26 protein-coding genes are annotated in these 25,332 nt (G+C 69.1%); 20 read left to right on the top strand and 6 right to left on the bottom strand.

Annotated features, from left to right (window positions below; all coding sequences use genetic code 11):
- Nucleotides 1-10: 10 nt before the first annotated feature.
- The 4 genes from JOC24_RS29530 to JOC24_RS29515 form a co-directional block, all read right to left on the bottom strand.
- Nucleotides 11-1,225, bottom strand: coding sequence for an acyl-CoA dehydrogenase family protein (locus JOC24_RS29530; protein ID WP_205023476.1), 1,215 nt, complete (start codon nt 1,223-1,225; stop codon nt 11-13).
- Nucleotides 1,226-1,229: 4 nt separating this feature from the next.
- Nucleotides 1,230-1,703 carry an SCP2 sterol-binding domain-containing protein gene (locus JOC24_RS29525; RefSeq protein ID WP_205023475.1) on the bottom strand — a complete coding sequence of 158 codons (474 nt, stop codon included), beginning with the start codon at nt 1,701-1,703 and terminating at the stop codon, nt 1,230-1,232.
- 72 nt (nt 1,704-1,775) lie between these two features.
- Nucleotides 1,776-2,042 (bottom strand): hypothetical protein, encoded by a 267-nt coding sequence (locus JOC24_RS29520; protein ID WP_205023474.1) that lies wholly within the window; start codon nt 2,040-2,042, stop codon nt 1,776-1,778.
- A gap of 200 nt (nt 2,043-2,242) precedes the next feature.
- Nucleotides 2,243-3,457 carry a helix-turn-helix domain-containing protein gene (locus JOC24_RS29515; RefSeq protein ID WP_205023473.1) on the bottom strand — a complete coding sequence of 405 codons (1,215 nt, stop codon included), beginning with the start codon at nt 3,455-3,457 and terminating at the stop codon, nt 2,243-2,245.
- Between the two features lie 661 nt (nt 3,458-4,118).
- Between JOC24_RS29515 and JOC24_RS29510 the strand changes: the two genes are divergently transcribed.
- Entirely contained in the window at nt 4,119-4,760 is a 642-nt protein-coding gene (locus tag JOC24_RS29510) for a hypothetical protein (protein ID WP_205023472.1), read from the top strand.
- Between the two features lie 72 nt (nt 4,761-4,832).
- On the opposite strand, the gene JOC24_RS33575 is transcribed toward JOC24_RS29510, so the two are convergent.
- Entirely contained in the window at nt 4,833-5,276 is a 444-nt protein-coding gene (locus tag JOC24_RS33575; RefSeq protein WP_239581154.1) for a hypothetical protein, read from the bottom strand.
- Nucleotides 5,277-5,289: 13 nt separating this feature from the next.
- Here JOC24_RS33575 and JOC24_RS33570 point away from each other — a divergent pair, with 13 nt between their 5' ends.
- The 17 genes from JOC24_RS33570 (at nt 5,290) to JOC24_RS29425 (ending at nt 22,082) form a co-directional block, all read left to right on the top strand.
- Nucleotides 5,290-5,586 carry a hypothetical protein gene (locus JOC24_RS33570; protein WP_239581153.1) on the top strand — a complete coding sequence of 99 codons (297 nt, stop codon included), beginning with the start codon at nt 5,290-5,292 and terminating at the stop codon, nt 5,584-5,586.
- A gap of 111 nt (nt 5,587-5,697) precedes the next feature.
- Nucleotides 5,698-7,197 (top strand): DUF6801 domain-containing protein, encoded by a 1,500-nt coding sequence (locus JOC24_RS29500; protein WP_239581152.1) that lies wholly within the window; start codon nt 5,698-5,700, stop codon nt 7,195-7,197.
- Nucleotides 7,198-7,269: 72 nt separating this feature from the next.
- A complete protein-coding gene (locus JOC24_RS29495; RefSeq protein ID WP_205023469.1) occupies nt 7,270-8,223 on the top strand; it encodes a hypothetical protein in 954 nt (317 codons plus the stop codon).
- A gap of 695 nt (nt 8,224-8,918) precedes the next feature.
- The gene (locus JOC24_RS29490; RefSeq protein ID WP_205023468.1) at nt 8,919-9,905 is read left to right on the top strand and encodes an ABC transporter ATP-binding protein; all 987 of its coding nucleotides are present in this window, start codon (nt 8,919-8,921) and stop codon (nt 9,903-9,905) included.
- Nucleotides 9,902-10,750 (top strand): MlaE family ABC transporter permease, encoded by an 849-nt coding sequence (locus tag JOC24_RS29485; RefSeq protein ID WP_205023467.1) that lies wholly within the window; start codon nt 9,902-9,904, stop codon nt 10,748-10,750. The genes JOC24_RS29490 and JOC24_RS29485 overlap by 4 nt, the downstream gene beginning before the upstream one ends.
- Nucleotides 10,751-10,753: 3 nt before the next feature.
- Nucleotides 10,754-11,557, top strand: a complete 804-nt coding sequence (locus JOC24_RS29480) for an MlaE family ABC transporter permease (RefSeq protein ID WP_205023466.1) — start codon at nt 10,754-10,756, stop codon at nt 11,555-11,557.
- Entirely contained in the window at nt 11,557-12,864 is a 1,308-nt protein-coding gene (locus JOC24_RS29475; protein ID WP_205023465.1) for an MCE family protein, read from the top strand. Before JOC24_RS29480 ends, JOC24_RS29475 begins: the two co-directional genes overlap by 1 nt.
- Entirely contained in the window at nt 12,861-13,892 is a 1,032-nt protein-coding gene (locus JOC24_RS29470) for an MCE family protein (protein ID WP_205023464.1), read from the top strand. Before JOC24_RS29475 ends, JOC24_RS29470 begins: the two co-directional genes overlap by 4 nt.
- Entirely contained in the window at nt 13,889-14,908 is a 1,020-nt protein-coding gene (locus tag JOC24_RS29465; protein ID WP_205023463.1) for an MCE family protein, read from the top strand. Before JOC24_RS29470 ends, JOC24_RS29465 begins: the two co-directional genes overlap by 4 nt.
- A gap of 1 nt (nt 14,909) precedes the next feature.
- The gene (locus tag JOC24_RS29460; RefSeq protein WP_205023462.1) at nt 14,910-16,052 is read left to right on the top strand and encodes an MCE family protein; all 1,143 of its coding nucleotides are present in this window, start codon (nt 14,910-14,912) and stop codon (nt 16,050-16,052) included.
- Nucleotides 16,049-17,191 carry an MCE family protein gene (locus JOC24_RS29455; RefSeq protein WP_205023461.1) on the top strand — a complete coding sequence of 381 codons (1,143 nt, stop codon included), beginning with the start codon at nt 16,049-16,051 and terminating at the stop codon, nt 17,189-17,191. The genes JOC24_RS29460 and JOC24_RS29455 overlap by 4 nt, the downstream gene beginning before the upstream one ends.
- Nucleotides 17,191-18,426, top strand: a complete 1,236-nt coding sequence (locus JOC24_RS29450) for an MCE family protein (RefSeq protein ID WP_205023460.1) — start codon at nt 17,191-17,193, stop codon at nt 18,424-18,426. The genes JOC24_RS29455 and JOC24_RS29450 overlap by 1 nt, the downstream gene beginning before the upstream one ends.
- Complete coding sequence (locus JOC24_RS29445; protein ID WP_205023459.1) at nt 18,423-18,944, top strand: hypothetical protein; 522 nt, start codon at nt 18,423-18,425, stop codon at nt 18,942-18,944. The genes JOC24_RS29450 and JOC24_RS29445 overlap by 4 nt, the downstream gene beginning before the upstream one ends.
- Complete coding sequence (locus JOC24_RS29440) at nt 18,941-19,522, top strand: hypothetical protein (RefSeq protein WP_205023458.1); 582 nt, start codon at nt 18,941-18,943, stop codon at nt 19,520-19,522. Before JOC24_RS29445 ends, JOC24_RS29440 begins: the two co-directional genes overlap by 4 nt.
- Nucleotides 19,523-19,534: 12 nt before the next feature.
- Nucleotides 19,535-20,062, top strand: coding sequence for a hypothetical protein (locus tag JOC24_RS29435; RefSeq protein WP_205023457.1), 528 nt, complete (start codon nt 19,535-19,537; stop codon nt 20,060-20,062).
- A 39-nt stretch (nt 20,063-20,101) separates the two neighbouring features.
- On the top strand, nt 20,102-20,854 hold the full coding sequence (locus tag JOC24_RS29430; protein ID WP_205023456.1) for a hypothetical protein: 753 nt from the start codon (nt 20,102-20,104) through the stop codon (nt 20,852-20,854).
- A 19-nt stretch (nt 20,855-20,873) separates the two neighbouring features.
- Nucleotides 20,874-22,082, top strand: coding sequence for a lytic transglycosylase domain-containing protein (locus JOC24_RS29425; protein WP_205023455.1), 1,209 nt, complete (start codon nt 20,874-20,876; stop codon nt 22,080-22,082).
- Nucleotides 22,083-22,086: 4 nt separating this feature from the next.
- On the opposite strand, the gene JOC24_RS29420 is transcribed toward JOC24_RS29425, so the two are convergent.
- Nucleotides 22,087-23,148, bottom strand: a complete 1,062-nt coding sequence (locus JOC24_RS29420) for an ATP-dependent DNA ligase (protein WP_205023454.1) — start codon at nt 23,146-23,148, stop codon at nt 22,087-22,089.
- Nucleotides 23,149-23,243: 95 nt separating this feature from the next.
- On the opposite strand from JOC24_RS29420, the gene ligD reads away from it, so the two are divergent.
- Together ligD and JOC24_RS29410 are read left to right on the top strand one after the other, a co-directional pair.
- Entirely contained in the window at nt 23,244-24,254 is a 1,011-nt protein-coding gene (gene ligD / locus JOC24_RS29415; protein WP_205023512.1) for a non-homologous end-joining DNA ligase, read from the top strand.
- The gene (locus JOC24_RS29410; RefSeq protein WP_205023453.1) at nt 24,251-25,327 is read left to right on the top strand and encodes an ABC transporter permease; all 1,077 of its coding nucleotides are present in this window, start codon (nt 24,251-24,253) and stop codon (nt 25,325-25,327) included. Before ligD ends, JOC24_RS29410 begins: the two co-directional genes overlap by 4 nt.
- Nucleotides 25,328-25,332: the final 5 nt, after the last annotated feature.

Raw genomic sequence — 25,332 nt, 5'->3', positions numbered from 1 at the left:
GGGGGCGGCGTCAGCGGATGTGACGTCCCGAGATGGCCCGGGAGATGACCAGGCGCTGGATCTCGCTGGTGCCCTCGAAGATCGTGTAGATCTTGGCGTCCCGGTACATCCGCTCCACCGGGTGCTCACGGCTGTAGCCCGCGCCGCCGAGGATCTGGACGGCCTTCTCCGTCGCCGCGACGGCCAGTTCGCCCGCGCGGAGCTTGGACATGGAGCCCTGGCCGGCGTCGAAGGGCCGGTCGTTGCGGGCCATCCAGGCGGCCTGCCAGATCAGCAGGCGTACGGCTTCGATTTCTGTCCGGATGTCGGCGAGCGCGAACGCGATCGACTGGTTCTCGATGACGGGCCGGCCGAACGCCTCTCGCTGTCCCGCGTACTCCAGGGCGTACTCGTAGGCGGCCCGGGCGATGCCCAGCGCCTGTGCGCCCACGGTGGGGCGGCTCACCTCGAAGGTCGCCATGGCGGCCTGGCCCTTGGCGGTGCCGCCCTCCCGGGCACGGGCCAGTCGCTTGTCCAGCTTCTCCTTCCCGCCCAGCAGGCAGTGCCCGGGGACGCGTACGTCGTCGAGGAAGACGTCCGCGGTGTGCGACGCGCGCAGGCCGAGCTTCTTGATCGTGCGGCCCGCCTCCAGGCCCTTCGTGCCGGGCGGCACGATGAACACGGCCTGACCGCGGGCTCCGAGCGAGGGATCGACCGACGCGACCACCACATGGACCTCGGCGATCCCTCCGTTCGTGATCCACGCCTTCTGGCCGGAGAGCACCCACTCGTCCCTGGCCTCGTCGTGACGGGCCCTGGTGGCCATCGCCGAGACGTCGGAACCGGCCTGCGGCTCGGAGACGCAGAACGCGGCCACCTTCGGGTCGTCCTCGTCGCCGTAGCACTGCGGGACCCACTCGGCGAGCTGGTCGGGCGTGCCGGAGGCGAAGATCCCGGCGACCGCGAGCGAGGTGCCGAACAGCGCCATGCCGATCCCGGCGTCGCCCCAGAAGAGCTCCTCGTTGGCGATCTGGAGGGAGAGCCCGCTGGGGTCCCCGTACATGTCGGCGAGCGACTCGAAACCGTACAGACCGATCTTGGCGGCCTCCTGGATCACCGGCCACGGGGTCTCCTCCCGGGCGTCCCACTCGGCCGCCGCGGGGCGCACCACCTGGGCGGCGAAGCCGTGCACCCAGTTGCGCAGGTCCTGCTGTTCCTCGGTCAGGGCGAGGGAGAAGTAGGACACGGGCTCAGGCCTTCGGGATGTCGAAGTAGCGGGTCAGTCCCGAGGCCAGGCCGACGTCGCCGGCGACCTTCAGCTTGCGCATCATGAACATCGTCACGGGATTGCCGTTGCCCGAGACCAGCTTGAGGAACTCGGCGTCGCCCATCACCAGTGTCGTACGGGGCTCGGCACCGGAGCGGCCCGCGCTGACCGTGCAGGCGCCGTCGGCTATGGAGGTCTCGTAGACCTCTTCGGTCTCGCCGGTGATCTTCCAGCGGATCAGGGCTTTCAGCTGACCGGCCGCCTCCGGGCGGAACTGCTGCCGCATCCGCCCGAACACCTCGCTCAGCACCCGGTCGCGCAGGTCACCGCGCATGACCTCACCGAGCTGCTTGGCGGAGAGGCCCTTCACGATCCGCGCGAAGTCCTCCGGGGAGACGGCGGCGAAGTCGAGCCCGGACAGTTCGTCGGTGAGGTTGCCGCTGGTGTTGTCGGCCACGCCAAATCCTTACTCCAGAGTAAACTTACTTCTGGGTAAGGTAAGGCGGCCGCCGCCGCAGCGCAAGGAGCGTCACCAGGTGCCGCCGTCGGGTCGTACCGCGAGATGCGGGTGGCGGGCCGACAGCACCTTGTTGGCCCACGCGAGCTCCGACAGCGCCTGCTCGCGGTCGGCCTGGTCCTCGATGCCGAGCCTGGGTCCCCGGAACCTGCGCACCTCACGGGCGGCGCAGTCGGCGTCGAACTCGGCCTGCAGGATGTGCGCCGGCGTGCAGGAACCGATCAGCGCGGCGATCCGGTCCGGGATCGGGACCGGGACGAGGAGGTGCGAGGCGGTCATGTGGGGGTTCCCTCTCGGATGGCTGGCCAGGAGGTGGTGCTCCGCGCCGGCCGGTCGGGCCGCCGCTCCTCCCTATGTAACGGGACGCAGTTCCGCGTTTCTCGTTGAGAACGTCTCCGTGTCGCAACCGTCTGGGACTGACCGTCTATTTCGCCTTACCTGGCGGTAAGTTGACTGCTCGCCGCGAATGTGATGATGCATCAGTTGAGCGACTGGTCGCTGCGGGCCCGTAACTGCGTGGCACGCAGGACGGCTTCGGTCGAGAAGCGGCTCTCGGGATCGGTGAGCTGCTCGCCGAAGATGGCCTCCAGGCTGCGCATCCGGTAGCGGACCGTCTGGGGGTGCACATCCAGTAACTCGCCCATCTGTGCCGCGGTTCCACGGGTGTCGAGCCAGATCCGCAGCGTCTCGATCAGCCGTTCACGCCGGGTGGGGCTGATGCCGGCGACGGCGGCGAGCTCGCGCTCGGCGAGCTGGTCGAGGAGGGCGGGGTCCGAGAGGAGCCAGAGCGTGATGAGGTGGTCCTCGCAGAGGATGACCGGCGCGTCATCGATGATCCCGGCGTCGACCAGCTCGAGAACGCGGCGGGCCCAGCGGATCGAGTCGGCGGCGAGCGTGGTCGGCACGGTCAGACCGATCGCCGCACCACCACCGGGGACGGTACGGTCGAGCATCTCCCTCCGCGCGTCGTTCATCGGCCCGGGGACCAGCAGATGTGGCTGAGGGTCGCCGGGATCGATCAGGACGTCGTGGTCCGCGCTGATCCGGTCGAGGCCGGCCGGGGCGCGCACCGCGACGAGCGTGACCTCCTCGGGCAGCGCCCATCCCGTCCGCTCGCACAGCTCTGCGATGGCACTGCGGGGTACCGGCCGGCCCGCGAGGATCAGATGCAGCAGGCGGCGGCGTACCGTCTCGCCCTGCTGGTCGGACTGTGCCTGCACTTCCATGAAGCCCTCGCGTGACAGCGACTCGAGCTCGTCCACGTACTCGAACAGCGCGTCGGCGAAGCTGAGCATCAGCGCGGGCGAGAAGTTGTAGCTCCGGCCCACCTTCTTCGCTCGCCGCAGTGCCACGCGCGCCCCCAGGCGGTACGCGCCCTGGAGCGCGTCCATGGTGCGGCCCCCGTACGCCTCGAACCTGCCGAATCTCCGGCACATGTCGTCACGCAGGACCGTGGGCGTGGAGGGCTCGGCGACGAGGTCGACGAAGGAGGAAAGGCTCTGTTCGACACCCAGGCGGATGGCCGCGCCATTGGGGCCATTGAGCAGACGCGCGTATTCCGGATAGGCGCGGGTTATTTCCATGCCTATCTCTTTGATCAGGCTCGGCAGTTCGGGCCGCATGATTGCGGCGAACTCCTGGGGGAGAGGCCCCAGTGGGTCTCCGGTGTCCAGCGGCTGGATGAGTCTCGGCATGAACGTCCCCTTGCTTTCCTGGGCCCGGCGTCGTCAAGCAGGTGGGGGAAAGCGCTCCCACGGACCGACAGGTGTATCCCAACATCGGCGCCGAAGATAGACCAAGTGGGGCGGGGTGCACACTGTCTGGACAAGATCGGAGTGTATGGGGCACGCAATGTGCCCCGGTGATGGTGCTCCTGTGCAGGTGGGGCGGGAAATGCTCACTTCCGGACAATGTTTTCGGCCGTGGGCTGCGTCGACGGGGCCGGTGTGACGGCCCGGCAGTCGCACCGTCCGGCCGCCCCGGGGTGTTCGTCGTGTCCCGGGTCGGCACGGCTTGCCCCCGCCCGGGCGCCGGAGACGAGCCGGGTGGCGAGCCGGGCCCCCGGAAACGTCGTGCTGTTTCCGCGGAATATTGCGCATCAAGTGACAAGCGCACGGCGTGAATTAGTGACCTGGTGACGAGGAAAAAAACTTGCCGAACCAATCTTGACCGACAGGATTGTGTTCCAAGTTTCCCGCCAGTAACGTCACGCCCTGTCACAGAGCATGTGTGGCTGAAAGAGCAGCACGGCCCCCACGTAAGGCGATTCACCGCGGCACTCCCTGCGCCTTTGCAGGATCCCGGGTGCTGTCCCCGCAACAGTGCTCCCGCACTGTCGAATCGGAGGAAATCACTGTGCGCAACTCCTTCAAGAAGATCGCAGTGGCAGCCGGTGCTGCCGCCGCTGCCGTCACCCTCGGAGCCACCACCGCCACCGCCGGCGTCGCCGCTCCCACCTGGACCGTCGGCCCCAGCTCGCCGCTGACGGCCTCGGCCGCCTCCACCGGCACCGTCACGCTCAGCCTCAACGGCATCCCGCTGACATGCACGACGTCGGCGGCCACGGCCGCTCTGAAGACCGCTTCCGGCACCACCGGCGTGACGGTCGGCACCATCGCCCCGCTGACCTGGAGCGGGTGCACCAGCCCGTTCGGCCCCGTGACGCCGACCGCCAACACCACCACACCGTGGGGCATCGTGGCGAACACCTACGCCTCCGGCGTCACCACCGGGTACATCTCCAAGGTGAACGCCACCTTGAAGGTTCTCACCTGCACCTTCACGGTGACGGGTGACGTTCCCGCCACCTACAACAACAGCACCGGCCAGCTGAAGGCCGCCAGCACCGCGGCGTCCACCTACAAGCTGACCGTCGCGACCGCCTCCGCGGGTTGCGCCGGCATCGCGGCCGTGGGTCAGAACCCGCTCTACACCGCCACGTACAACGTGGTCAAGAGCGGTACGACCACCAAGCCGACCATCGTCTACACCCCCTGATCCGGCCCTGCGCCGGTAACGGGTGAACGACGGATCGCACGGCGGGCCGGCCCGCCGTGCGATCCCCGCGCCTCACGTCCGGAAGCGGACGCCGTCGCCGAGGCGACTGTTCGGCAGAAACGTTCCTAATGCCTGACAGCCCGTGCCCGCACGACCGTTGTCGAGACCGGAGAAGTCAACTGTGCGCAGGTCCTTCAGAAAGCTCGCGATGGCGGCCGGTGCCGCCGTCGCCTCGGTCGCCTTCGCGACACCCGCTGCCACGGCGGGTGTCGCGGCGCCGGCGTGGACGGTCGGCCCCAACTCGCCGGAGACGTTCTCCGCCGCCTCCGGGCTTGTCGTGTTCGGATGGGGCACGAACGCCCTCATTCCGATGACGTGTCCGTCATCGGCGATGCGTGGCAACCTGACGTCCGCCTCCGGCACCACGAATGTGCAGGTCGGCGCCATCGCCCCGCTGACCTGGAGTGGTTGCTCCAGCCCGTTCGGTCCTGTGGGGCCTTTCGCCGACACGTCCACCCCATGGAAGTTGATGGCGAACAGCTACACCACCGGTGTCACCAGGGGATACATCTCCGGCGTGAAGCTCACGTTCAGGATGCTCACCTGTTCCATGACGGTGTCGGGCCGACTCGCCACCACCTACACCAACTCCACCGGCGAGCTGAAGGTCAACAACGACAGCACCTACGAACTCACGGTAGGGACAGCTTCTGCGGGCTGCGCCGGTCTCACGGCGGTGGGCGACAACTGGGCTTATGAAGCGCTCTATTCGGTGACCACGCCGAGCGGTGGCACCACCAAGCCGAGCATCGTGTACACGCCCTGAACCGGTCGTACGCCAGTCCTGAGTGAGCAGGGAGCCCGTGGTGAGTCCGGTCGCCACGCGATGCACGTCCGGTCCGTCCGAAAGGGGACATCGTCAGTGAGAGGCAGTCGTATGACGGGAACACGGCGGCGCACGGCACGTGGCGCCGCAGTGGCCACCGCGGTGCTGCTGGGAAGCATGGTCCCCGGTGCGCAGGCGGCGTCCGGTGTGCAGGACATCGACACGGAGCTGTCCTACAGCTGCGACCTTCCCAAGGGCGAGCAGTCGGTGAAGGTCAAGGTCACTGCGAAGGTTCCCGAGTCGGCTCAGGCAGGGCAGGTGATCCAACCCGAGGGCATGACCCTGGGCCTCACCCTGCCCGAGGGTGAGCTCGTCGGCCCGGCCGACTCCGCCGCGTCGACCGTGAGTGCCGAGGCACGGCTCTCCGTCGATGTGTCCCAGGGCGGTCAGCAGGCCCAGGCCGAGTGGATCGGGACGACGGCTGAGCCCGTAGTGATTCCCTCCGAGGGCGACCTCGCACTGAGTGCCGCCGGGAGCGTCCCTTACATGAAGCCCGGGTCCTCGGGAGACCTGATGCTCGAGGCATCCGCGCTCTCCGTGGAACTCACCATGAAGTCCGCCGACGGAGCTCCCGCCGAGCAGCCGAACGTCTCCTTGAGTTGTACGCCGGACGCGGGCGAGAGGAGGGTTCTGGCGATAGTGGACGTCAGTGGCGAGGACGCGCTGGAACCGGCACCGTCCGAAGCCTGGCCGGATGAGGAGGAAACGTCGGGCGCGGTGGGCGTGCCCGAGGTCGGAGCGAAGGCCAAGCCGTCCCCCGCAGCCGATGCGCCTCCGTGCGTCGGCGACCCGAACGAAGACCTTGGTCTGGTCGCCTATGTGGCCGGCTACGCCAACGTGACGAAGCTCGACGGCGCAACCAAGTTCCCTGTGGCCTGCTCGAAGATCCTGCAGGGGCCGACCCTGCCGGTTCCCGGCGATCCAGGCATGCACATCTACCAGGACTCGACTGTCGTACTCGACTACAAGGGAAAGCCTCAGCTACCGCCAGCTTCGGGTACGTTCCTGACGTTCGGTTTCATGCCGACCACGGCAACCCTGGAGATGACGCAGATTCCCCCCGGGGCGGGCGCTGACGGAACCCCGGACTACAACGTCAAGTCACACCTGGTGGTCGATTACTCCGACTACTCGTTCTCAGGTGAGACGGTCATCGATCTCGATCTCATGCTCAGGCTCCGTGACGTCAAGGTGAACGGTGTGCCTCTGGACGTCGGTGACAACTGCCGCACCTCCAAACCGTTCACCCTGTCCTTGAAGGGTTCGATGACGTCGACCGGTGGTGTCACGGTGGGCTACACCCTGGCGACCGGTGGTGAACTGATCGGGTCGGTCACCCTCCCCCCGTTCAGTGGCTGCGGTGCCGAAGAGGACCTCGACCACATCTTCACCGCGTCATTGTCCGGTGTGCCCAATTACGTCAAACAGGTGCAGGGGGCGCCCTGCGCCGCCGCGCAGCACGTACCACCCGACCCGGCCAACCCGGCGGGTGACCCGCCCGTCTGCACGGACGAGTACGAGCCGGTCGACATCCCCAAGGCCACCCGCTGATCCCCCGAAGCCGCACCGACCATCGCACCGAGTACAGCAACTCCCTGACCCTTCTGCCGAATTGAGGGAACAATGAGATCTGCCTCGAAGACCTGGATCAAGGCCGCCGGCGCCGTCACCGCGTCCGCCGCGCTGGTCATGCCGCTGACCGCGTCACCGGCCGGTGCCGCCACCACCGCCGCCACTCAGCTCAACGGCGGATGGGCCCCGTTCGACCGCTGCCCGGTGGACGCCCCCGCCATGCTCGCCGCGGACGGTGACACCGACGTCCCGCTGTGCGTGACGTCCACCTCGCCCAACGGGTCGATCAAACTGGGCAAGACCGAGGCGACGACCGGCTCGACGAACCTGCAGTTCGGTGTCCTGCAGCACCCGGCCGAGGGGACCTACACGGTCGTTCCGCCGCCGGAGGGATCCCTCATCAGCGGCAAGACCACGATTCCGGGCGGCCTGCTGGGCCTCATGTGCCCGAGCAAGGTGCCCGTCGTCTCCGCCGTGTGTGACCAGATCACCAACGGGACCATCAACAAGGTGACCGCCACCGTCGAATCGGCCGGCGCGCCGACCGACTTCAGCCTGGTCTCGGGCATATCCTCCGGGTCGATCGTCACCCTGCCGATCAAGATCCGGCTGGACAACCCGCTGCTCGGTTCCAAGTGCTACATCGGCAGCAACAGCAACCCCGTGGTCCTGCACCCCGGCAACCTGAGCATGCCGTCGCTGGCCGTCTCCCGGTTCAACGGTGACGGCGCCGCGAACGACGAGGGCTCACTGATCCAGTTCGGGCTGTCCGGCGCCGGCCAGGGCGACAACCAGTTCTCGGTGCCGAAGGCCAACGGCTGCGGTCTCGGCGGCATCCTCAGCTGGGCGATCGACCTCAAGGTCGGACTGCCGGCGACGGCAGGGACCAGCAACCTCGTCCTCAACGACGCCAAGACCTCCACGATAGGTCTCACGGCTCCGGGCCTGTCGGTGCCCAACGCGGGCAAGGAGCTGGCCGGGAACTGGCACTCCGCGGTGAAGTAGCCCGGAAAGCGCTACGGGGGGTCGCGTCCTGATTCTTGTCACTTCGTGCGCCCGCCCATGACAGCACATGAGCCCGCCCCGACCGGATGCACCCTGGTCGGGGTGGGTTTCCGCGTGTTCCGGAGCGGCTCACGAAACCCGTCGCCCCGCTCCGCGGGCCTCACTTTTCGACAGGTTTGGCGCCCCGATTACTCACTGCGGAACAAGAAAACAGTGCCGCGCGATTGCCCAGGAGAAAATTGTTGAATCGCTATTGCGGACTCAGGTTACTGGCCCGTAACGTCGCATCCGAGCAGCCCGGAAACGTGTCCGTACCTGCTTGTTCGACGCACGCGGAGTCCTGGTCGCGCCCTCTTGACCCGGGATTCCTCCGGGGGTTCCGCCGGCCCGAACGGGGCTGGGTCTCCCAGCCATCGGGGTCTCGTGGTCCCATCCCCCTGGGGTGCGGGATCCCGGTGCACCTGGAGAGCTTGCGCAGATTCCGACAATCCCGCTCGGCGGGTTTGTCATTCGGTGACAAGTGATCCACGCCAAGATCGACGTCCGGCGATTCCCGCTGCTCAACGGCTTGTCCTGGCGGATTCGACGGACATAACGTGCGCCCCCTGGTGCATGTGTGACAACCCGTCGTTGCATGGACCGGAGCCGGAGCGCAGACAGATGACGTCGTTCACCACCACTTCGAGGGAGGGCCGATGGGAATCGAAGTAGTCGTCGAAGGCCTGACGAAATCCTTCGGCAAGCAGAACATCTGGCAGGACGTCAGCCTCACCCTGCCGGCCGGTGAGGTAAGTGTCATGCTCGGTCCTTCCGGCACCGGTAAGACCGTGTTCCTGAAATCCATCATCGGACTGCTGAAGCCGGAAAAGGGCCGGGTCCTCATCAACGGTGTCGACATGGTGAACAGCCCCGAGCGGGAAATCATGGAGACCCGGAAGCTGTTCGGGCTCATGTTCCAGGACGGCGCACTCTTCGGCTCGATGTCGCTCTTCGACAACATCGCCTTCCCCTTGCGTGAGCACACCCGCAAGAAGGAGTCCGAGATCCGGCGCATCGTCATGGAGCGGATCGACATCGTCGGTCTGCTCGGCGCCGAGGGAAAACTGCCAGGTGAGATATCCGGCGGTATGCGAAAGAGGGCCGGCCTGGCCCGCGCACTCGTCCTGGACCCGCAGATCATCCTCTGCGACGAGCCGGACTCGGGACTCGACCCGGTGCGCACCGCCTACCTCTCGCAGCTCCTCATCGATCTCAACGCTCAGATCGACGCGACGATGCTCATCGTCACCCACAACCTCGACATCGCGGCCACCGTCCCCGACAACATGGGCATGCTGTTCTGCCGCAACCTCGTCACCTTCGGCCCCCGTGAGGTGCTGCTCACCAGCGACATGCCCGTGGTCTCCCAGTTCCTCGCCGGACGCCGCGAGGGCCCCATCGGGATGTCGGAGGAGAAGGACGCCGCCACCCTCGCCGCGGAACAGACGAACGGCGAAGCCTGGGGCCGCCCCGCCCCGCGCACCGTCGTACCGCAGCTGGAGCCCTCCCCGGGAATGCCCGTACGGCAGGCGGCCCTGCGCCGCCGGGAGCGGGTCATCTCCATGATGGGCCGGCTGCCGGAGGCCGCCCGCACCGCCATCATGAACAGCTACACGCCGACCTTGGACGGTGGGCGTCGATGACGGCACCCCTGCCCGTACGCCCACCCGAGCCGGCCGCCGCGGAGGCGGGGCAGGAGCCGCCTCAGCAGAGGCCGCCCTCGCGGCTCCTCGCTCCCCTGCGCCAGACCGGCCAGCTGTTCGCGCTCGCCCTGGCCGTCGGCCGGGCCATCTTCCGCCGCCCGTTCCAGGTACGGGAGTTCATCGAGCAGTTCTGGTTCGTCGCCAGCGTCACCATCCTGCCGGCGGCCCTGGTCTCCATCCCCTTCGGCGCGGTCATCGCCCTCCAGGTCGGCTCGCTCACCGAGCAGCTCGGTGCCCAGTCCTTCACCGGCGGCGCCAGCGTCCTCGCGGTCATCCAGCAGGCCAGCCCGCTCATCGTGGCGCTGCTGATCGCCGGGGCCGCAGGGTCCGCCATCTGCGCCGACCTCGGCTCGCGGAAGATCCGCGAGGAGCTCGACGCCATGGAGGTCATGGGCGTCTCGCCCGTCCAGCGCCTCGTCGTCCCGCGCGTCCTGGCCACCATGCTCGTCGCCGTGCTGCTCAACGGCCTCGTCTCCGTGGTCGGCACGCTCGGCGGCTACTTCTTCAACGTCATCATGCAGGGCGGCACCCCGGGCGCTTACTTTGCCAGCTTCTCCGCCCTCGCCCAGCTCCCCGACCTCTACGTCGGCGAACTCAAGGCGCTCATCTTCGGGTTCATCGCCGGCATCGTCGCCGCCTACCGGGGACTCAACCCGCGCGGCGGTCCGAAGGGTGTGGGCGACGCGGTCAACCAGTCCGTCGTCATCACCTTCATGCTCCTGTTCGCCGTCAACATGGTCCTCACGGCGATCTACCTCCAGATCGTCCCCCCGAAGGGGGGCTGAGCGATGTCGATGCTCGGCTGGCTCGACCGCTCGGGTGAGCAGCTCACCTTCTACGTACGTGCCCTGTTCTGGATCCCGCGCACCCTGCGCCGCTACCTCAAGGAGGTGCAGCGGCTGCTCGCCGAGGTGGCCTTCGGCAGCGGCGGCCTCGGTGTCATCGGCGGAACCATCGGCGTGATGATCGCGATGACGCTGGCCACCGGTTCGGTCGTCGGCCTCCAGGGGTACGCCGCCCTCGACCAGATCGGCACCTCCGCCTTCACCGGCTTCATCTCCGCCTACTTCAACACGCGCGAGATCGCCCCACTCGTCGCCGGCCTCGCCCTCTCCGCCACCGTCGGAGCGGGCTTCACCGCCCAGCTCGGCGCGATGCGGATCAACGAGGAGGTCGACGCCCTCGAGGCCATGGGCATACGGTCCATGCCCTACCTGGTCACCACGCGCATCATCGCTGGCGTCGTCGCCATCATCCCGCTGTACGCCATCGGGCTGCTCTCCTCCTACCTGGCGTCCCGCTACATCACCGTCCTGTTCAACGGGCAGTCTGCGGGCACCTACGACCATTACTTCAATCTCTTCCTCTCCCCGGACGACGTGCTGCTGTCGGTGCTCAAGGTGCTGATCTTCAGCGTGCTGGTGATCCTCGCGCACTGCTACTACGGCTTCCACGCCACCGGCGGTCCCGCCGGCGTGGGTGTGGCCGTGGGCCGGTCGGTGCGCAACGCCATCGTGCTGATCAGCGTCACCGACTTCTTCCTGTCACTCGCCATCTGGGGCGCGACGACAACGGTGAAGGTGGCCGGCTGATGCATACGACCAAGGCGCAGACAGCCCGCCGCAGAGCCGCGGGGGTGGCCTTCGTGCTCGTTCCCGCCGTGCTCGTACGGCTGTCGGTCTCCGTGTACGAGAAGGACTTCAGGGACGACGCCACCGTGACGGTGCACACCGCAAGCGTCGGCAACGAGATGCACGACAACGCCGAGGTCAAACTGCGCGGCGTCGTGATCGGAGAGGTGCGCGACATCCGGGCGGCGGGGGACGGGGCGCGTCTGACCCTCGCCATCCAGCCCGACAAGCTCGGCGAGATCCCCGCCGACGTCACCGCCCAGATGCTGCCGACCACCCTCTTCGGTGAGCGGTTCGTCGCCCTCGTACCCCCGTCCATCCCGTCCACGCAGGCCCTCCGGGCCGGTGCGGTGATCCCGCAGGACCGCTCCTCCAACGCCATCGAGCTGGAGGAAGTCCTCGACAACGTCCTGCCGATGCTGACCGCAGTCAAGCCCGAGAAGCTCGCCGCCACCCTCAACGCCGTCTCCCAGGCGCTCGAAGGGCGCGGCGACAAGCTCGGCGAGACGCTGGTCGCCCTCGATGCCCACCTCAAGGAGTTCAACCCGCAACTCCCCACCCTCAACGAGGACATCAAGGAACTCGTCAAGGTCAGTCACCTCTACGCGGACGCCGCGCCGGACGTCCTGGACGCGCTCACCGACTTCACCACCACCAGCGGCACCATCGCCGAACAGCAGGCGGAACTCGCCGACCTGTACGGCTCCACCACCGCCTCGGCCCAGGACGTCACCTCCTTCCTGCGCAAGAACAAGGACAACCTCATCCACCTCTCCGCCTCGGGCCGGCCGACGCTGGAACTCCTCGCCGAGTACTCGGACGCCTTCCCCTGCACCCTGCGCACCATGGCGGGCTTCGTCCCCGCCATGGACAAGGCGCTCGGCAAGGGCACGGACAAGCCGGGCCTCCACGTCACCGTCAAGGCCGTGGAGTCCAAGGGCAAGTACGTGGCCGGCAGGGACACCCCCTCCTACGGTGCGACCGGCGGACCGCACTGCTACTCGGTGCCCTACACCGGCAGCTCCGTACCGACCGCCGACGCCCGGACCGCCTCCTCCACGGGGAGCAGCCCTGCCGCTGAGGTGCGGGAGACCGACACAGCCGAGACCGCCGACACGGCCCTCGGCATACCCAACTCGCCGGAGGAGAGCCGGCTCGTCAACGAGCTGGTCGCCCCCTCCCTGAAAGTCCAGCCGCAGTCCCTGCCCGACTGGAGCAGCGTGCTCATCGGTCCGGCCTTCCGCGGTGCGGAGGTGAAGCTCAAGTGAAGCGCCGCTCCCTGGCGGGACCCCTCGTCAAATCGATCGTCTTCGTCGTGGTGACGGCCCTGGCCACCACCGTGCTGGGCCTGTCCATCGCCAACACGAGTGTGGGTGAGACCACCTCGTACAAGGCGCGGTTCACGGACGCGACCGGACTCGTCGTCGGTGACAGCGTCCGGATCGCCGGCGTCAAGGTCGGCCAGGTCGAGTCCATCGAGGTCGCCGACCGGCGGGAGGCCGAAGTCGGCTTCGCCGTCCGCAAGGGCCGCAAGCTGCCCGCCTCGGTGACCGCGTCGATCAAGTACCTCAACATGGTCGGCCAGCGCTACGTCGACCTGGACCAGGGCGCCGGGCCCGTCGGCGAGAGCTTCAGGTCGGGATCGACCATCCCGCTCTCGCGCACCACGCCCGCGCTGGACCTCACCCAGCTCTTCAACGGCTTCCAGCCGCTCTTCGAAGGGCTGTCGCCGCCGGACGTCAACCAGCTGGCCGGCTCGATCGTCCAGGTGCTCCAGGGCGAGGGCGGCACCGTCGACAGCATTCTCTCCCACGTCGGATCGCTGACCGGCACCGTCGCGGCCAAGGACAAGGTGATCGGCGAGGTGATCAAGAACCTCAACACGGTGCTCAAGACGGTCAATGACCGCGAGGCGGGCTTCAACGACCTCGTCGTCACCCTGCAGAAGCTCGTCACGGGCTTCTCCGGCGACCGTAAGCCGCTCGGTGAGGCCGTCGCGGCGATGGGCGCGCTCACCACCGTCACCGCGGACCTCCTCGAGGACGGACGCAAGCCGCTGAAGGACGACATCGCCCAGCTCGGACGGCTCACCGGCCAGCTGGACAAGAACGCCCCCGAGATCGAGAGCTTCCTGCAGAAGACCCCCGCGAAGATGGAGGCGATCACCCGCCTCACCTCGTACGGGTCATGGCTCAACCTCTACCTCTGCGAAGCCAGGGTCAGCGGAGTGACGACCGAGGACGGCAGCGCGCCGCCCACCGGCATCACGATCGGCCAACCGAGGTGCCAGGCATGAGAATCACGCCCGCGCGGGAACGCAACCCCGTCGCCGTCGGCATCGTCGGACTCCTCGTCCTGACCCTCCTCGGCCTCGCCGCCTACCGCTCCGACGCACTGCCCTTCGTCGGCGGCGGTACCACCTACAGCGCCGACTTCACCGAATCCGCCGGTCTCGACGAGGGCGACGAGGTACGGATCGCCGGAGTCAAGGTCGGCGAGGTCACCGGCGTCACGCTCGACGGCGCCAAGGTGAAGGTGGACTTCAAGGTCAAGAACGCCTGGATCGGCGACTCCTCCACCGTGGGCATCGCCATCAAGACTCTCCTGGGCGACAAGTACCTCGCGGTCGACCCGCTGGGCACCACCGAGCAGGACCCCGGCTCCCGCATCACGACGAGCCGCACCACCTCCCCCTACGACGTCACCCAGGCCTTCAACGGACTCGGCGAGACGATCGACGAGATCGACACCGACCAGCTCGCCGAGAGCTTCGAGACGATTTCCGACACCTTCAAGGACTCTCCGCCCGACGTGCGCAGCGCCGCCGACGGGCTGTCCGCGCTGTCGAGGACGGTGTCCGAGCGGGACGCCCAGCTCGCCACCCTCCTCAAGGGCAGCAAGCAGCTCACCAAGACGCTCGCGAACAAGAAGAGCAGCTTCGAGACCCTCCTCGAGGACGGCAATCTGCTCCTCGGCGAGATCCAGGCACGCCGCGACTCGATCCACCTGCTGCTCACCGGGACCCGGAACCTCGGGACACAGCTCACCGGGCTCGTCGCGGACAACAACAAGCAGCTGAAACCCACCCTGGACTCGCTCGGACGGGTCACCACGGTCCTGGTGAAGAACCGCAAGAGCCTCGACGAGGTGCTCTCCATGGCGGGCTCCTACAACCGTCTCATCGGCAACACCCTCGGCAACGGCCGCTGGTTCGACAACTACGTCTGCGGTGTCGTCCCGAAGAGCTACCTGCCCGAGGGCACGCCCCCCGCCGACGGCGACTGCATGCCACCGAAGCAGGGAGGGCGCTGACATGAGACGCACACGCATCATCGGGATCGGTGCCGGGCTCGCCGTCGTGGCGGTCGCCGCCACCTCGGGCGTCATGGCGCTGGACGACCAGGGGACGACCACCGTCACCGCCTACTTCGACCAGGCCACCGGCGTCTACGCCGGTTCCGATCTGCGGATCCTCGGTGTGAAGGTCGGCACCGTCGAGTCCGTCGATCCACAGGGCGAGGAGGTCAGGGTCGTCCTGCGGCTCGACAAGGACGTCAAGGTCCCCGAGGAGGCGCACGCCGTGGTCGTGGCCCCCAGCCTCGTCGCCGACCGGTACGTGCAGCTCGCGCCGGCCTACACCGGGGGAGCGCGGCTCGAGGACGACGCCGTACTCCCCGCCGCGGACAACGCCACCCCCATCGAGGTCGACCAGCTGTACGAGTCGATCACCGAGCTCTCCACGGCGCTCGGCCCGGAGGGCGCCAACAAGGACGGGGCGCTCGCAGCACTCCTCGACACCGGCGCGAAGAATCTCGACGGCAACGGCAAGGCCATCGGGGACTCCATCGAACAGTTCGGCAAAGCGACGAAGACGCTCGACAAGAGCAGCGGGAACCTCTTCGACACGCTGTCCTACCTGCAGACCTTCACCACGGTGCTGAAGGACAACGACGGCGAGGTCCGGGCCGCCGAGCAGCAGTTGAACTCCGTCACCGGCTTCCTCGCCGACGACAAGAAGAACCTCAGCGCGGCCCTGAAGGAGCTGGGCAAGGCACTCGGCCAGGTCAAGACCTTCATCAAGACCAACCGCGGCGCCCTCAAGGAGAACGTGGACCTCCTGGTGCCGCTCACCCAGACCCTGGTCGACCAGCGCGCCTCGCTCGCCGAATCCCTCGACACGCTGCCCCTCGCGGCGGGCAACGTCCTGAACGCCTACGACCCCGCCAACCGAACCCTCAACGGGCGCACCAACCTCAACGAGCTGTCGATGGGCGGACCGCTCACCCGACCCGGGGCCGCAGCCGCCGGCATCACCGGGTTGAAGCCTGCGGACACCGCTCGGCAGAAGGCTCTGCCCGCACTGCCGCTGCCAGCCATCGGCACCGTCTACGGCACCCCGGAGAAGACCGGGGCGAAGAAGACCGGGACGAACGAGAAGAAGGAGGTGACCCCGTGAGCCCCGCCCTGCGCAGACCCGGCAAGCGAGCCGTCACGGGCCTCGGCGCCCTGGCCGCCGCCGGCGTCGGCCTCGTCCTCGTCGCCACGACCGTCGGCCTCCCGTCGTTCTCGGGCATCGAGCAGGTGCCGCTGCCCGGCGGCGCCGACCTCGGCGACCACCCGTACGAGATCACCGCAGAGTTCGGGGACGTCCTCAGCCTCGCACCGCAGTCCTCCGTCAAGGTCAACGACGTGGCCGTGGGCCGGGTCACCAAGATCGCCCTCACCCCGGGCGGCTGGACCGCCAAGGTCACCATGCGGGTCAACGGGAAGATCAAGATGCCCGCCAACGCCTACGCGCACCTCGAACAGTCCAGCCTCCTCGGCGAGAAGTTCGTCCAGCTCTCGCCCCCGAGCACCGGCACCGCACGCGGCGCCCTCGCGAACGGCGACCGGATCCCGCTCGCCCGCACCAACCGCAACCCGGAGGTCGAAGAGGTCTTCGGCGCCCTGTCGATGCTGCTCAACGGAGGCGGGGTCGCCCAGCTCAAGACCATCACCACCGAGCTCAACAAGGCACTCGCAGGGCAGGAGCCCGAGATCCGATCGATGCTGAAGCGGGTCGACACGCTCGTCACCGACCTGGACGACCACAAGGAGGACATCACCGAGGCACTCGACGGCGTCAACCGGCTCTCCACCACCCTCGCCACCCGCAAACAGGACGTCGGTACGGTCCTCACCGGGCTCAGCCCAGGCATGAAGGTCCTGGAGAAGCAGCGAGGCTCGCTCCTCACCATGCTGCGCTCGCTCGACTCGCTCTCCACCGTCGCCGTCGACACGATCGACAAGAGCAAGGCCGACATGATCGCCGACCTCAAGGCCATCGCACCCACACTGACCGCACTGGCCGACTCCGGCAACGACCTTCCGGACTCCCTCCAGGTGCTGCTCACCTACCCGTTCACCGACGAGGTGCTCCGCGGAGTGAAGGGCGACTACCTCAACGTCTACCTGGACCTGACGGCCGTGCCCGGCACCCAGATCATCCCCGCGCTCACCCCGCCCACGACATCAGAGGCCCAGAAGAAGCCGGGGGCAGCACTGCCTCTGCCGCTCCCCTCGGTCACCACACCGGGAACGGAGGGCACCCGCTGATGATCACCCTCGCCATCCGCCTCAAGAACATCGCCTTCCTCGTCATCGCCGTACTCGTCCTCGGCTTCCTGGGCGTGCGGTACGCCGACCTCGGCCACTACGTCGGCCTGCGCGACTACTACACGGTCAAAGTCCAACTCCCACAGACCGGGGGCCTGTTCACCCACTCCAACGTCAGCTACAGGGGCGTGTCCGTGGGCAGGGTCGGCCCGATCGAGCTCACCGACGAGGGCGTCGAGGCCGAACTGCGCATCGAGAACGACGCGCCGCGAATACCCGACAGCCTGCAAGCCGTCGTCGCCAACCTCTCCGCGGTCGGCGAGCAGTACATCGACCTGCGTCCCACCCGCTCGGACGGACCCTTCCTGGAGAACGGCTCGGTCATCGACCAGGCCGACACCACCATCCCCGCACCCGTCACCGACGTCCTCACGAGCGTCAACGACCTGACGGCCTCCGTCGACACGGAAGCCCTTCGCACGGTCGTGGACGAATTCGGCACGGCGTTCAACGGGCGCGGCGACGACCTCCAGGTCCTGCTCGACACCAGCAGCGAATTCGTCCAGGCCGCCGACGACGCCCTGCCGACCACCACCAAGCTGATGGCCGACGGCAAGATCGTGCTGCGCACCCAGGTCGAACAGGGCGAGGCGCTCAAGGGGTTCGCCTCCGGCGCCGAGGAACTCGCCGCCGAACTCAAGGGTTCCGACACCGACCTGCGCCGGCTCATCGCAGCGGCACCCGACGCCACCGAACAGATCAGCGGACTGCTGCGCGACCTCGACCCCGCTTTCGGCGTGGTCGTCGCCAACCTCCTCACCACCTCCGAGGTCGCCGTCACCCGGCAGCGCGGGATGGAGGAACTCCTGGTCAAGGTCCCGGCCGTCGCCGCGGCCGGCGCCAGTGCCATCGACGGGGACGGGGCCAGGTTCGGCATGTCGGTCACCTTCTTCGAACCGCTGCCCTGCACCGCCGGATACGGCTCCACCGCCTACCGCCCCGGCACCGACCTCTCCAAGGCCCCTGCGGCCAACACCAAGGCCCGCTGCGCCTCCTCGCCCACCAGCGGCATCAACGTCCGCGGCAGCGCCAACGCCCCGAAGGGCGGCCCCGTACCCCAGCCGTTCAAACCGGGCTCGGGCCTCCTGCCGGACGCGTCCGGCACCGCCGGAGGCACCGCCGCGCCGCGGTCCGGGGGAATGGCCGGACTGCTCGGCCTGGGAGGCGGCTCATGAGCACCCGTACGAGAACGGGACTCGGCTGGGCCGCGCTGCTCGCCGCCGTCCTGGTCTGCGCGCTCGGCACCTGGTCGTACGCACAGGCGCGGGGGGACGAGACGCTGAGGTACGCGAAGAACCGCGACGCGGCGCTCGCCGACGGCAAGCGGCACCTCACCCTGCTGACCAGCATGGACGGCAAGAACGCCGCGAGCGTCGAGTCCGGCCTCACGGCCTGGCTCGACGCCTCCACCGGACCGCTGCACGACCGGCTGGAGGACACCCGGAAGAAGGACGAGGGCGAGCTCACCGAGTCCGGTGCCACCGCACGCGGCAAGGTCACCGACGCCGCGCTCACCGCGCTCGACGACCGGGCCGGCACGGCGGCGCTCATCGCGACCGTCGACGTCGAGGTCACCCCGCGCACCGGCAAGGGCGGCACGGAGCGCAAGCGCTTCGAGGCGACGCTCGCCCGGACCGGGGACGGATGGAAGATCAAGGTCCTTGACGCGCTACCGGTCGGGAGCGGCGCATGAACGTGAGCACGGAGACAGCGTCGGTCCAGCCGGACCTCGAGCCCGTACCTGACCCTGATCCGGAGGCCGCCCCCGCACGCCGGCGGTGGCTCCGGCCCGTCGCCGCACTGCTGGTGCTCGCCCTGCTGGGCGTGGGCGCCACCCTGTTCGTCCAGGGCCGGCAACTGCGCGACACGCCCGCCACCTCCAACCACGCACTGACCGACTCGGCCGCGACCGCCCGGGTCGCCGGCGACGTGAGCAGCGCGCTGGGCAAGGTCTTCTCGTACAACCCGCGGTCCACCGCCGCCACCAAGGAGTCGGCGAAGGACCTGCTCGCGGGACGGGCGCTCCAGCAGTACGCGTCCCTGTTCGGCCAGGTCGAGAAACAGGCCGCGGACCAGAAACTGACGCTCACCAGCCAGGCCGTACGCACCGGGGTCACCCGCCTCAGCGGCAGCAGCGCCCACCTCCTCGTCTTCCTGGACCAGGTCTACGAGCGCGAGGGGAAGACCGCCACCACGGCGGCGGCGCAGCTGTCCGTGACCGCTGAACTGCGCGGCGGCCACTGGCGGATCGTCGACATCACCTCCAGGTAGGGGAGAGCACCAATGGCACGGGTACGGACGAGGAACCCTCTGTCGGCGGCAGCCGTCACGCTGGCCCTCGCGGCGGCGGTCGCGGCGGGCTGGGGCGGCTGGGCGCGCTACGACGCGGGGAACGACGACTCGGCGGCCTACGCGCAGGCCCGGGACGACGCGCTCGCGGCGGGGGAGCAGGCCGTGCAGAACATGAACACGCTCGACCACGCGAAGCTCGGTCAAGGGCTCGACAGCTGGGAGGACTCGACCACCGGTGCCCTGCACAAGCAACTCGTCGACGGAAGGGACGAGTTCGTCAAGCAGATCGAGACGGCCAAGACCGTCAGCACCGCCGAGATCCTGTCCGGAGCGGTGACGGAACTGGACGACCGGGCTGGCAAGGCCGCAGTGATGGTGGCGCTGCGGGTCACCGTGACCGCCCCCGAGGGCAAGCCCGTCGCCAAGGAGAGCCGGATGCTCGGGCAGCTCACCCGCACCTCCGACGGGTGGAAGCTCGACGCCCTCGGACAGGCGCCCGTCGGCAACACCGCCGGCTGACCCCGCCCGCCCGCCCCGCCTTCGAGAGGACCCACGAACATGTCGACGACCCGACACCTCGTCAACCGCCGCCGTCGGCTCGCCACCGCGGGTGTGGCGACCGCACCGGCGCCTACGAAAGCGGGTCCCGGACCGGATCCCGAGGCGCCGGAGGACCGGACCGCGACGGAAGCGGCCCCCGAGGACGAAGCCGACGCGGAGAAGGAGCCCGCGGGGGCCGGAGCCGGCACGGAGGAGAAGCCCGGCGGGGACGGAGCCCCGCGCAGGCGCCTGCCCCGCCCGCACATCCGGCTGCCCGCGATCCTCTGCGCCGCGACACTGCTCCTCGGCGCCTTCGCCGTATGGGCGTTCACCTCGGCCACGACGCTGCGCGACGAACCGGGCAGGCAGAACACGGCCCTCACCGACATCGGCCGGACCAGCGAGGTCAAGGGGCAGATCGGCGAGGCGGTCGGCGCGGTCTTCTCGTACGACTACGCCTCGCCCGAGAAATCCGACGCGGCCGCGCGGAAGCACCTGACCGGCAAGGCGGTGCGGCAGCACGAGGACATGCTCGCCGACGTACGCGCCCAGGCGCCGAAACAGAAGCTCGTCCTCACCACGACCGTCACCGAGAGCGGCGTCGAGCTGCTCGACGGGGACCGGGCCCGGCTGCTGATCTTCGCCGACCAGAGCAACACCCGTACCGGCAAGGACGAGGAGACGACGTACGCGGCGGCCATGTTCGCGGTGGACGCCGTCCGCCGCGGTGACACCTGGCGGATCGCGGCCATCGACACGTTCACGCGATGACCCAGGAGAAGGAGGACACATGAGGTTCAACGGAAGCATGCGCCGCGGGCTCGGCGGTACGGCGACCGCGGTCGCCGCCATGGCGGCGCTCACCGCCTCCCAGGCCCCGGGGATCACAGACGGCGGTGCCGGCGACCCGAAGAGCGTGGCATCGGACGACGTCGTCTGGACCGAGGTGCCGAACGACGACAGTTACCACACCGAGCTGCCGCCCCTGCGGTCACCGGAGCCGCCGAGGACCACCGGCGGAAAGCCCGTCGGTCCGGCCGTCGTGCAGCCGGCGGCCGAGGCCGGCATCCCCGCCACCGTCCTGGCCGCCTACCGCAACGCGCGAAGCGCGCTTAGGCGCACCGACCCCGGCTGCCGGCTGCCGTGGCAGTTACTCGCGGCGATCGGCAAGGTGGAGTCCGGCCACGCGAGCGGGGGACGGGTCGACGCGGCGGGCACCACGCTCACCCCGATACTCGGCCCGGTTCTCAACGGCGCCGGATTCGCCAACATCCCGGACACCGACGGCGGCGCGTACGACGGCGACTCCCGGTACGACCGGGCCGTCGGACCGATGCAGTTCATCCCGTCCACCTGGGCGCACTGGGGCAAGGACGGCAACGGCGACGGGCGCAAGGACCCCGACAACATCGTCGACGCGGCCCTCGCCGCCGGCCACTACCTCTGTGCCGGGACCCGTGACCTGTCCGTAGGGGCCGATCTGGACCAGGCGGTCCTCAGCTACAACCACTCGGACACCTATCTGCGTACGGTCCTGTCCTGGCTGGAGTACTACCGCAAGGGCGTCCACGCCGTCGCCGACGGTACGGGCGTGGTCCCGCGGAGCCCCGGTGCGGGGGGCCCGCGTGCGCCGAAGGCGCCGGTCGGTGGCCCCGGCAAGGGCGGTGGCGGCATCGTCGTCGGACCGCAGCCCAGCGGCAGACCGTCCCCGTCCACCCCTCCGGGCGCCACTCCCTCTCCCACCCCCACACCGTCGGAGTCGGGGAGCCCGGACCCCAGCGATACGCCGACGCCCACCGACCCCGGTCCCGGCCCCAGCCCCTCCGACAGCGGCTCCACGGACCCGACGCCCACCCCCGACCCGACCACCACGCCGGACCCCACCACGACGCCCGACCCCGACCCCAGCACCTCCGCCCCGGACTGCCCCACGCCCTCGGCGGACAGCGATCCCACGGACGCACCGTCGGACGAACCCTGCCCCACTCCCACCGCCTGACGGATCAGCGGCCGTCGAGGACCTCTGACAGGTCGTACCGCACCACCTCCTCCAGCTGCGCGTAGGTGCAGCCGGAGGGGGTGCGGTCCGGCCGCCACCGCCTGAACTGGGTGGTGTGGCGGAAGCGGTCGCCCTCCATGTGGTCGTACGCCACCTCGCAGACCCGTTCCGGAGCGAGGGCCACCCACGACAGGTCCTTCTTGCCCGACCAGCGGCTCGGCGCGCCCGGAAGCCGCGAGCCCTCGTGCGCGGACGCGTCCGCCCAGGCCGCCCACGGATGATCCGCGGGTTCGATGCGCAACGGGTCGAGTTCCTCGACGAGTTCGGCGCGACGCTTCATCGGGAAGGCCGCGCACACCCCCACGTGCTGCAGGGCGCCCCCGGAGTCGTACAGGCCGAGCAGCAGCGAGCCCACCACGGGGCCGCTCTTGTGGAAGCGGTAGCCCGCCACCACGCAGTCGGCGGTCCGTTCGTGTTTGATCTTGTACATCGCGCGCGTGTCGGGTCTGTACGGGAGACCGAGCGGTTTGGCGACCACCCCGTCGAGCCCCGCCCCCTCGTACCGCTCGAACCACTCCCGCGCGAGGTCCGGGTCCGTGGTGGACGGTGCGAGGTGCACGGGTGCCGAGGCGCCGGCCAGCGCGCCCTCCAGGACCGTCCGCCGCTCGGTCTGCGCGGCGGCGAGCAGAGAGGTGTCGCCCAGAGCGAGGACGTCGAAGGCGACGAAACTCGCCGGGGTCCGCTCGGCCAGCGTCCGCACCCTGGAGTCGGCCGGATGGATGCGCTCGCTCAGCCGGTCGAAGTCCAGCCGTCCCTCGTACGGCAGGACGATCTCGCCGTCGATCACACAGCGCGGCGGCAGGTTCTCCCGAACGGCGGCGACCACCTCGGGGAAGTAGCGGGTGAGGGGCTTCCCGGTCCGGCTGCCGATCACCACCTCGTCGCCGTCCCGGTACACGATCGCCCGGAACCCGTCCCACTTCGCCTCGTAATGCATGTCCGGTGGAATGGCGGACACGGACTTGGCGAGCATCGGTTTCACGGGAGGCATCACCGGCAGGTCCATGGCCACGATTCTCACCCACCGTTCCGTGCCCGTCCTCCGATATGCGGCATATGTGCGCCCGGCCTACGGTGTCCGACATGGCAGCAGGAACAGCGGTGGAACTGGACGCGGACGGACGGGCCGTGCGGCTGTCCAACCCGGACAAGGTGTACTTCCCCCAGAAGGGCTACACCAAGAAGGACGTGGCCGACTACTTCCTGGCCGTGGGGCCCGGCATCCTCCGTGCACTGCGCGAGCGGCCGACCACGCTCCAGCGCTTCGTCGACGGGGTCGAGGGGGACTTCTTCTACCAGAAGCGCGCGCCGAAGAACCTGCCCGAATGGACCCCCACCGCCCGGATCGAATTCCCCAGCGGCCGGCACGCCGACGAGATGTGCCCCACCGAACTCGGCGCGGTCCTGTGGGCCGCCAACCTCGGCACCCTGACCTTCCACCCCTGGCCGGTGCGCAGGGCCGACACCGACCACCCCGACGAACTGCGCATCGACCTGGACCCACAGCCCGGCACGGACTACGCCGACGCGGTGAGGGCCGCCCACGAACTGCGTTCGGTCCTGGACGACCACGGACTGCGCGGCTGGCCCAAGACCTCCGGCGGGCGCGGCATCCACGTCTTCGTCCCGATCGTCCCCGAGTGGACCTTCACCCAGGTCAGGCGCGCCGCCATCGCGGTGGGGCGGGAACTGGAGCGCAGGATGCCGGACCGGGTGACCACGGCCTGGTGGAAGGAGGAACGCGGGGAGCGGATCTTCGTCGACTACAACCAGACGGCCCGTGACCGCACGATCGCCTCCGCCTACTCCGTACGCCCCTTCCCCCACGCCCCTGTCTCCGCCCCGATCCGCTGGGAGGAGATCGACGACGCCGAACCGCGTGACTTCGACCTGCGGACGATGACGGCGCGCTTCGCCGAGCTGGGTGATCTGCACGCCGACATGGACGACCACGCCTTCCGGCTCGATCAGGTGCTGGAGCTCGCGCGGCGTGACGAACACGAGCACGAACTGGGCGATCTGCCCTATCCGCCGGAGTATCCGAAGATGCCGGGCGAGCCCAAACGGGTGCAGCCCAGCCGCGCGCGGCACGACGACGGCGACTCCGTATGACGTCCGGGGCCGGCGGCGGCCACGGGGCGCACGGCAGGCCGCCGACCCGGCGGGAGAAGTGGGAGACGTACAAGAAGTCGCCGTACCTCCCCGGGTTGGTGCTCGTGCTGATCGTGTCGGCGGCCGCGGGTCTCTTCGCCGGCTCCTACACCTACGCCATGGCCAATCCGACGCCCCACCGGATCCCGGCTGCGGTCGTCGAGGGCCCGAGGACGCCGTACGCCGTCGAGTTCGTCAAGGGGATGGAGGAGGCGCTCGACGCCTCCCTCGAACTCAACAGGTATCCGGACGCCGCACAGGCCCGGGCGGCGCTGGACGAGCAGAAGGTCTTCGTGATCCTCAGGAGCGCCGGGAAGGGGGTCGTGATGCAGGTCGCCGGTGCGTCCGGCGCCACCGTCGCCCAGTTGCTGGGCGAGACCGGGATCAAGGTGGCCGACACCGTCGGCGTCCCGCTCACGGTCGAGGACGTCAAACCGCTCCAGGAAGGCGACCCTCGGGGGCTGGCCCTCTTCTACATCTCTCTCGCCGCCGTCATCATGGGCTTCCTCGGTGCGATCCAGCTCAGCGTGCACGCCCGGGCGCTGATCCCACTGGAACGGATCCTGTTCACCGTCGCGTACGCCCTGCTCGGCGGGTTCGCCATCGCGGCGGTGGTGGACTGGGGACTCGGCGCGCTCGACCTGCCCTTCGTGCAGTCGTGGCTGATCCTGGCCTTCACCATGTTCACCTCCGGCATGGTCTTCACCATGTTCAACACCCTGATGGGGCGCTGGGCGATGATCCCGACGTGGGGCGTCATGGTGCTGCTCGGCAACCCCTCGTCCGGCGGCGCGGTGTCCTGGCCGTTGCTGCCCTCGCTGCTCGGGCACGTCGGCCGCTGGCTGCCGCCCGGCGCCTCGGTCAACGCCCAGCACACGGCGGTCTACTACCGGGGCCACCAGTACCTCTTCCCGTACCTCGTGCTGGCTGCCTGGGCGCTCGTCTCCTGCACGGTCTTCTGGGTCTGGCGCCACCGGCACCCAGGAGGCCGCGACCGCATGCCGGAGCATGCGGCCACGGCCGCCCGGGTGTGACGCGC

Origin of the sequence: Streptomyces sp. HB132 (assembly GCF_016909575.1) — a bacterium.
Lineage (GTDB): Bacteria > Actinomycetota > Actinomycetes > Streptomycetales > Streptomycetaceae > Streptomyces.
Note: the sequence above shows the minus strand (reverse complement) of the source record. Positions and strands in the feature narration are given on the sequence as shown.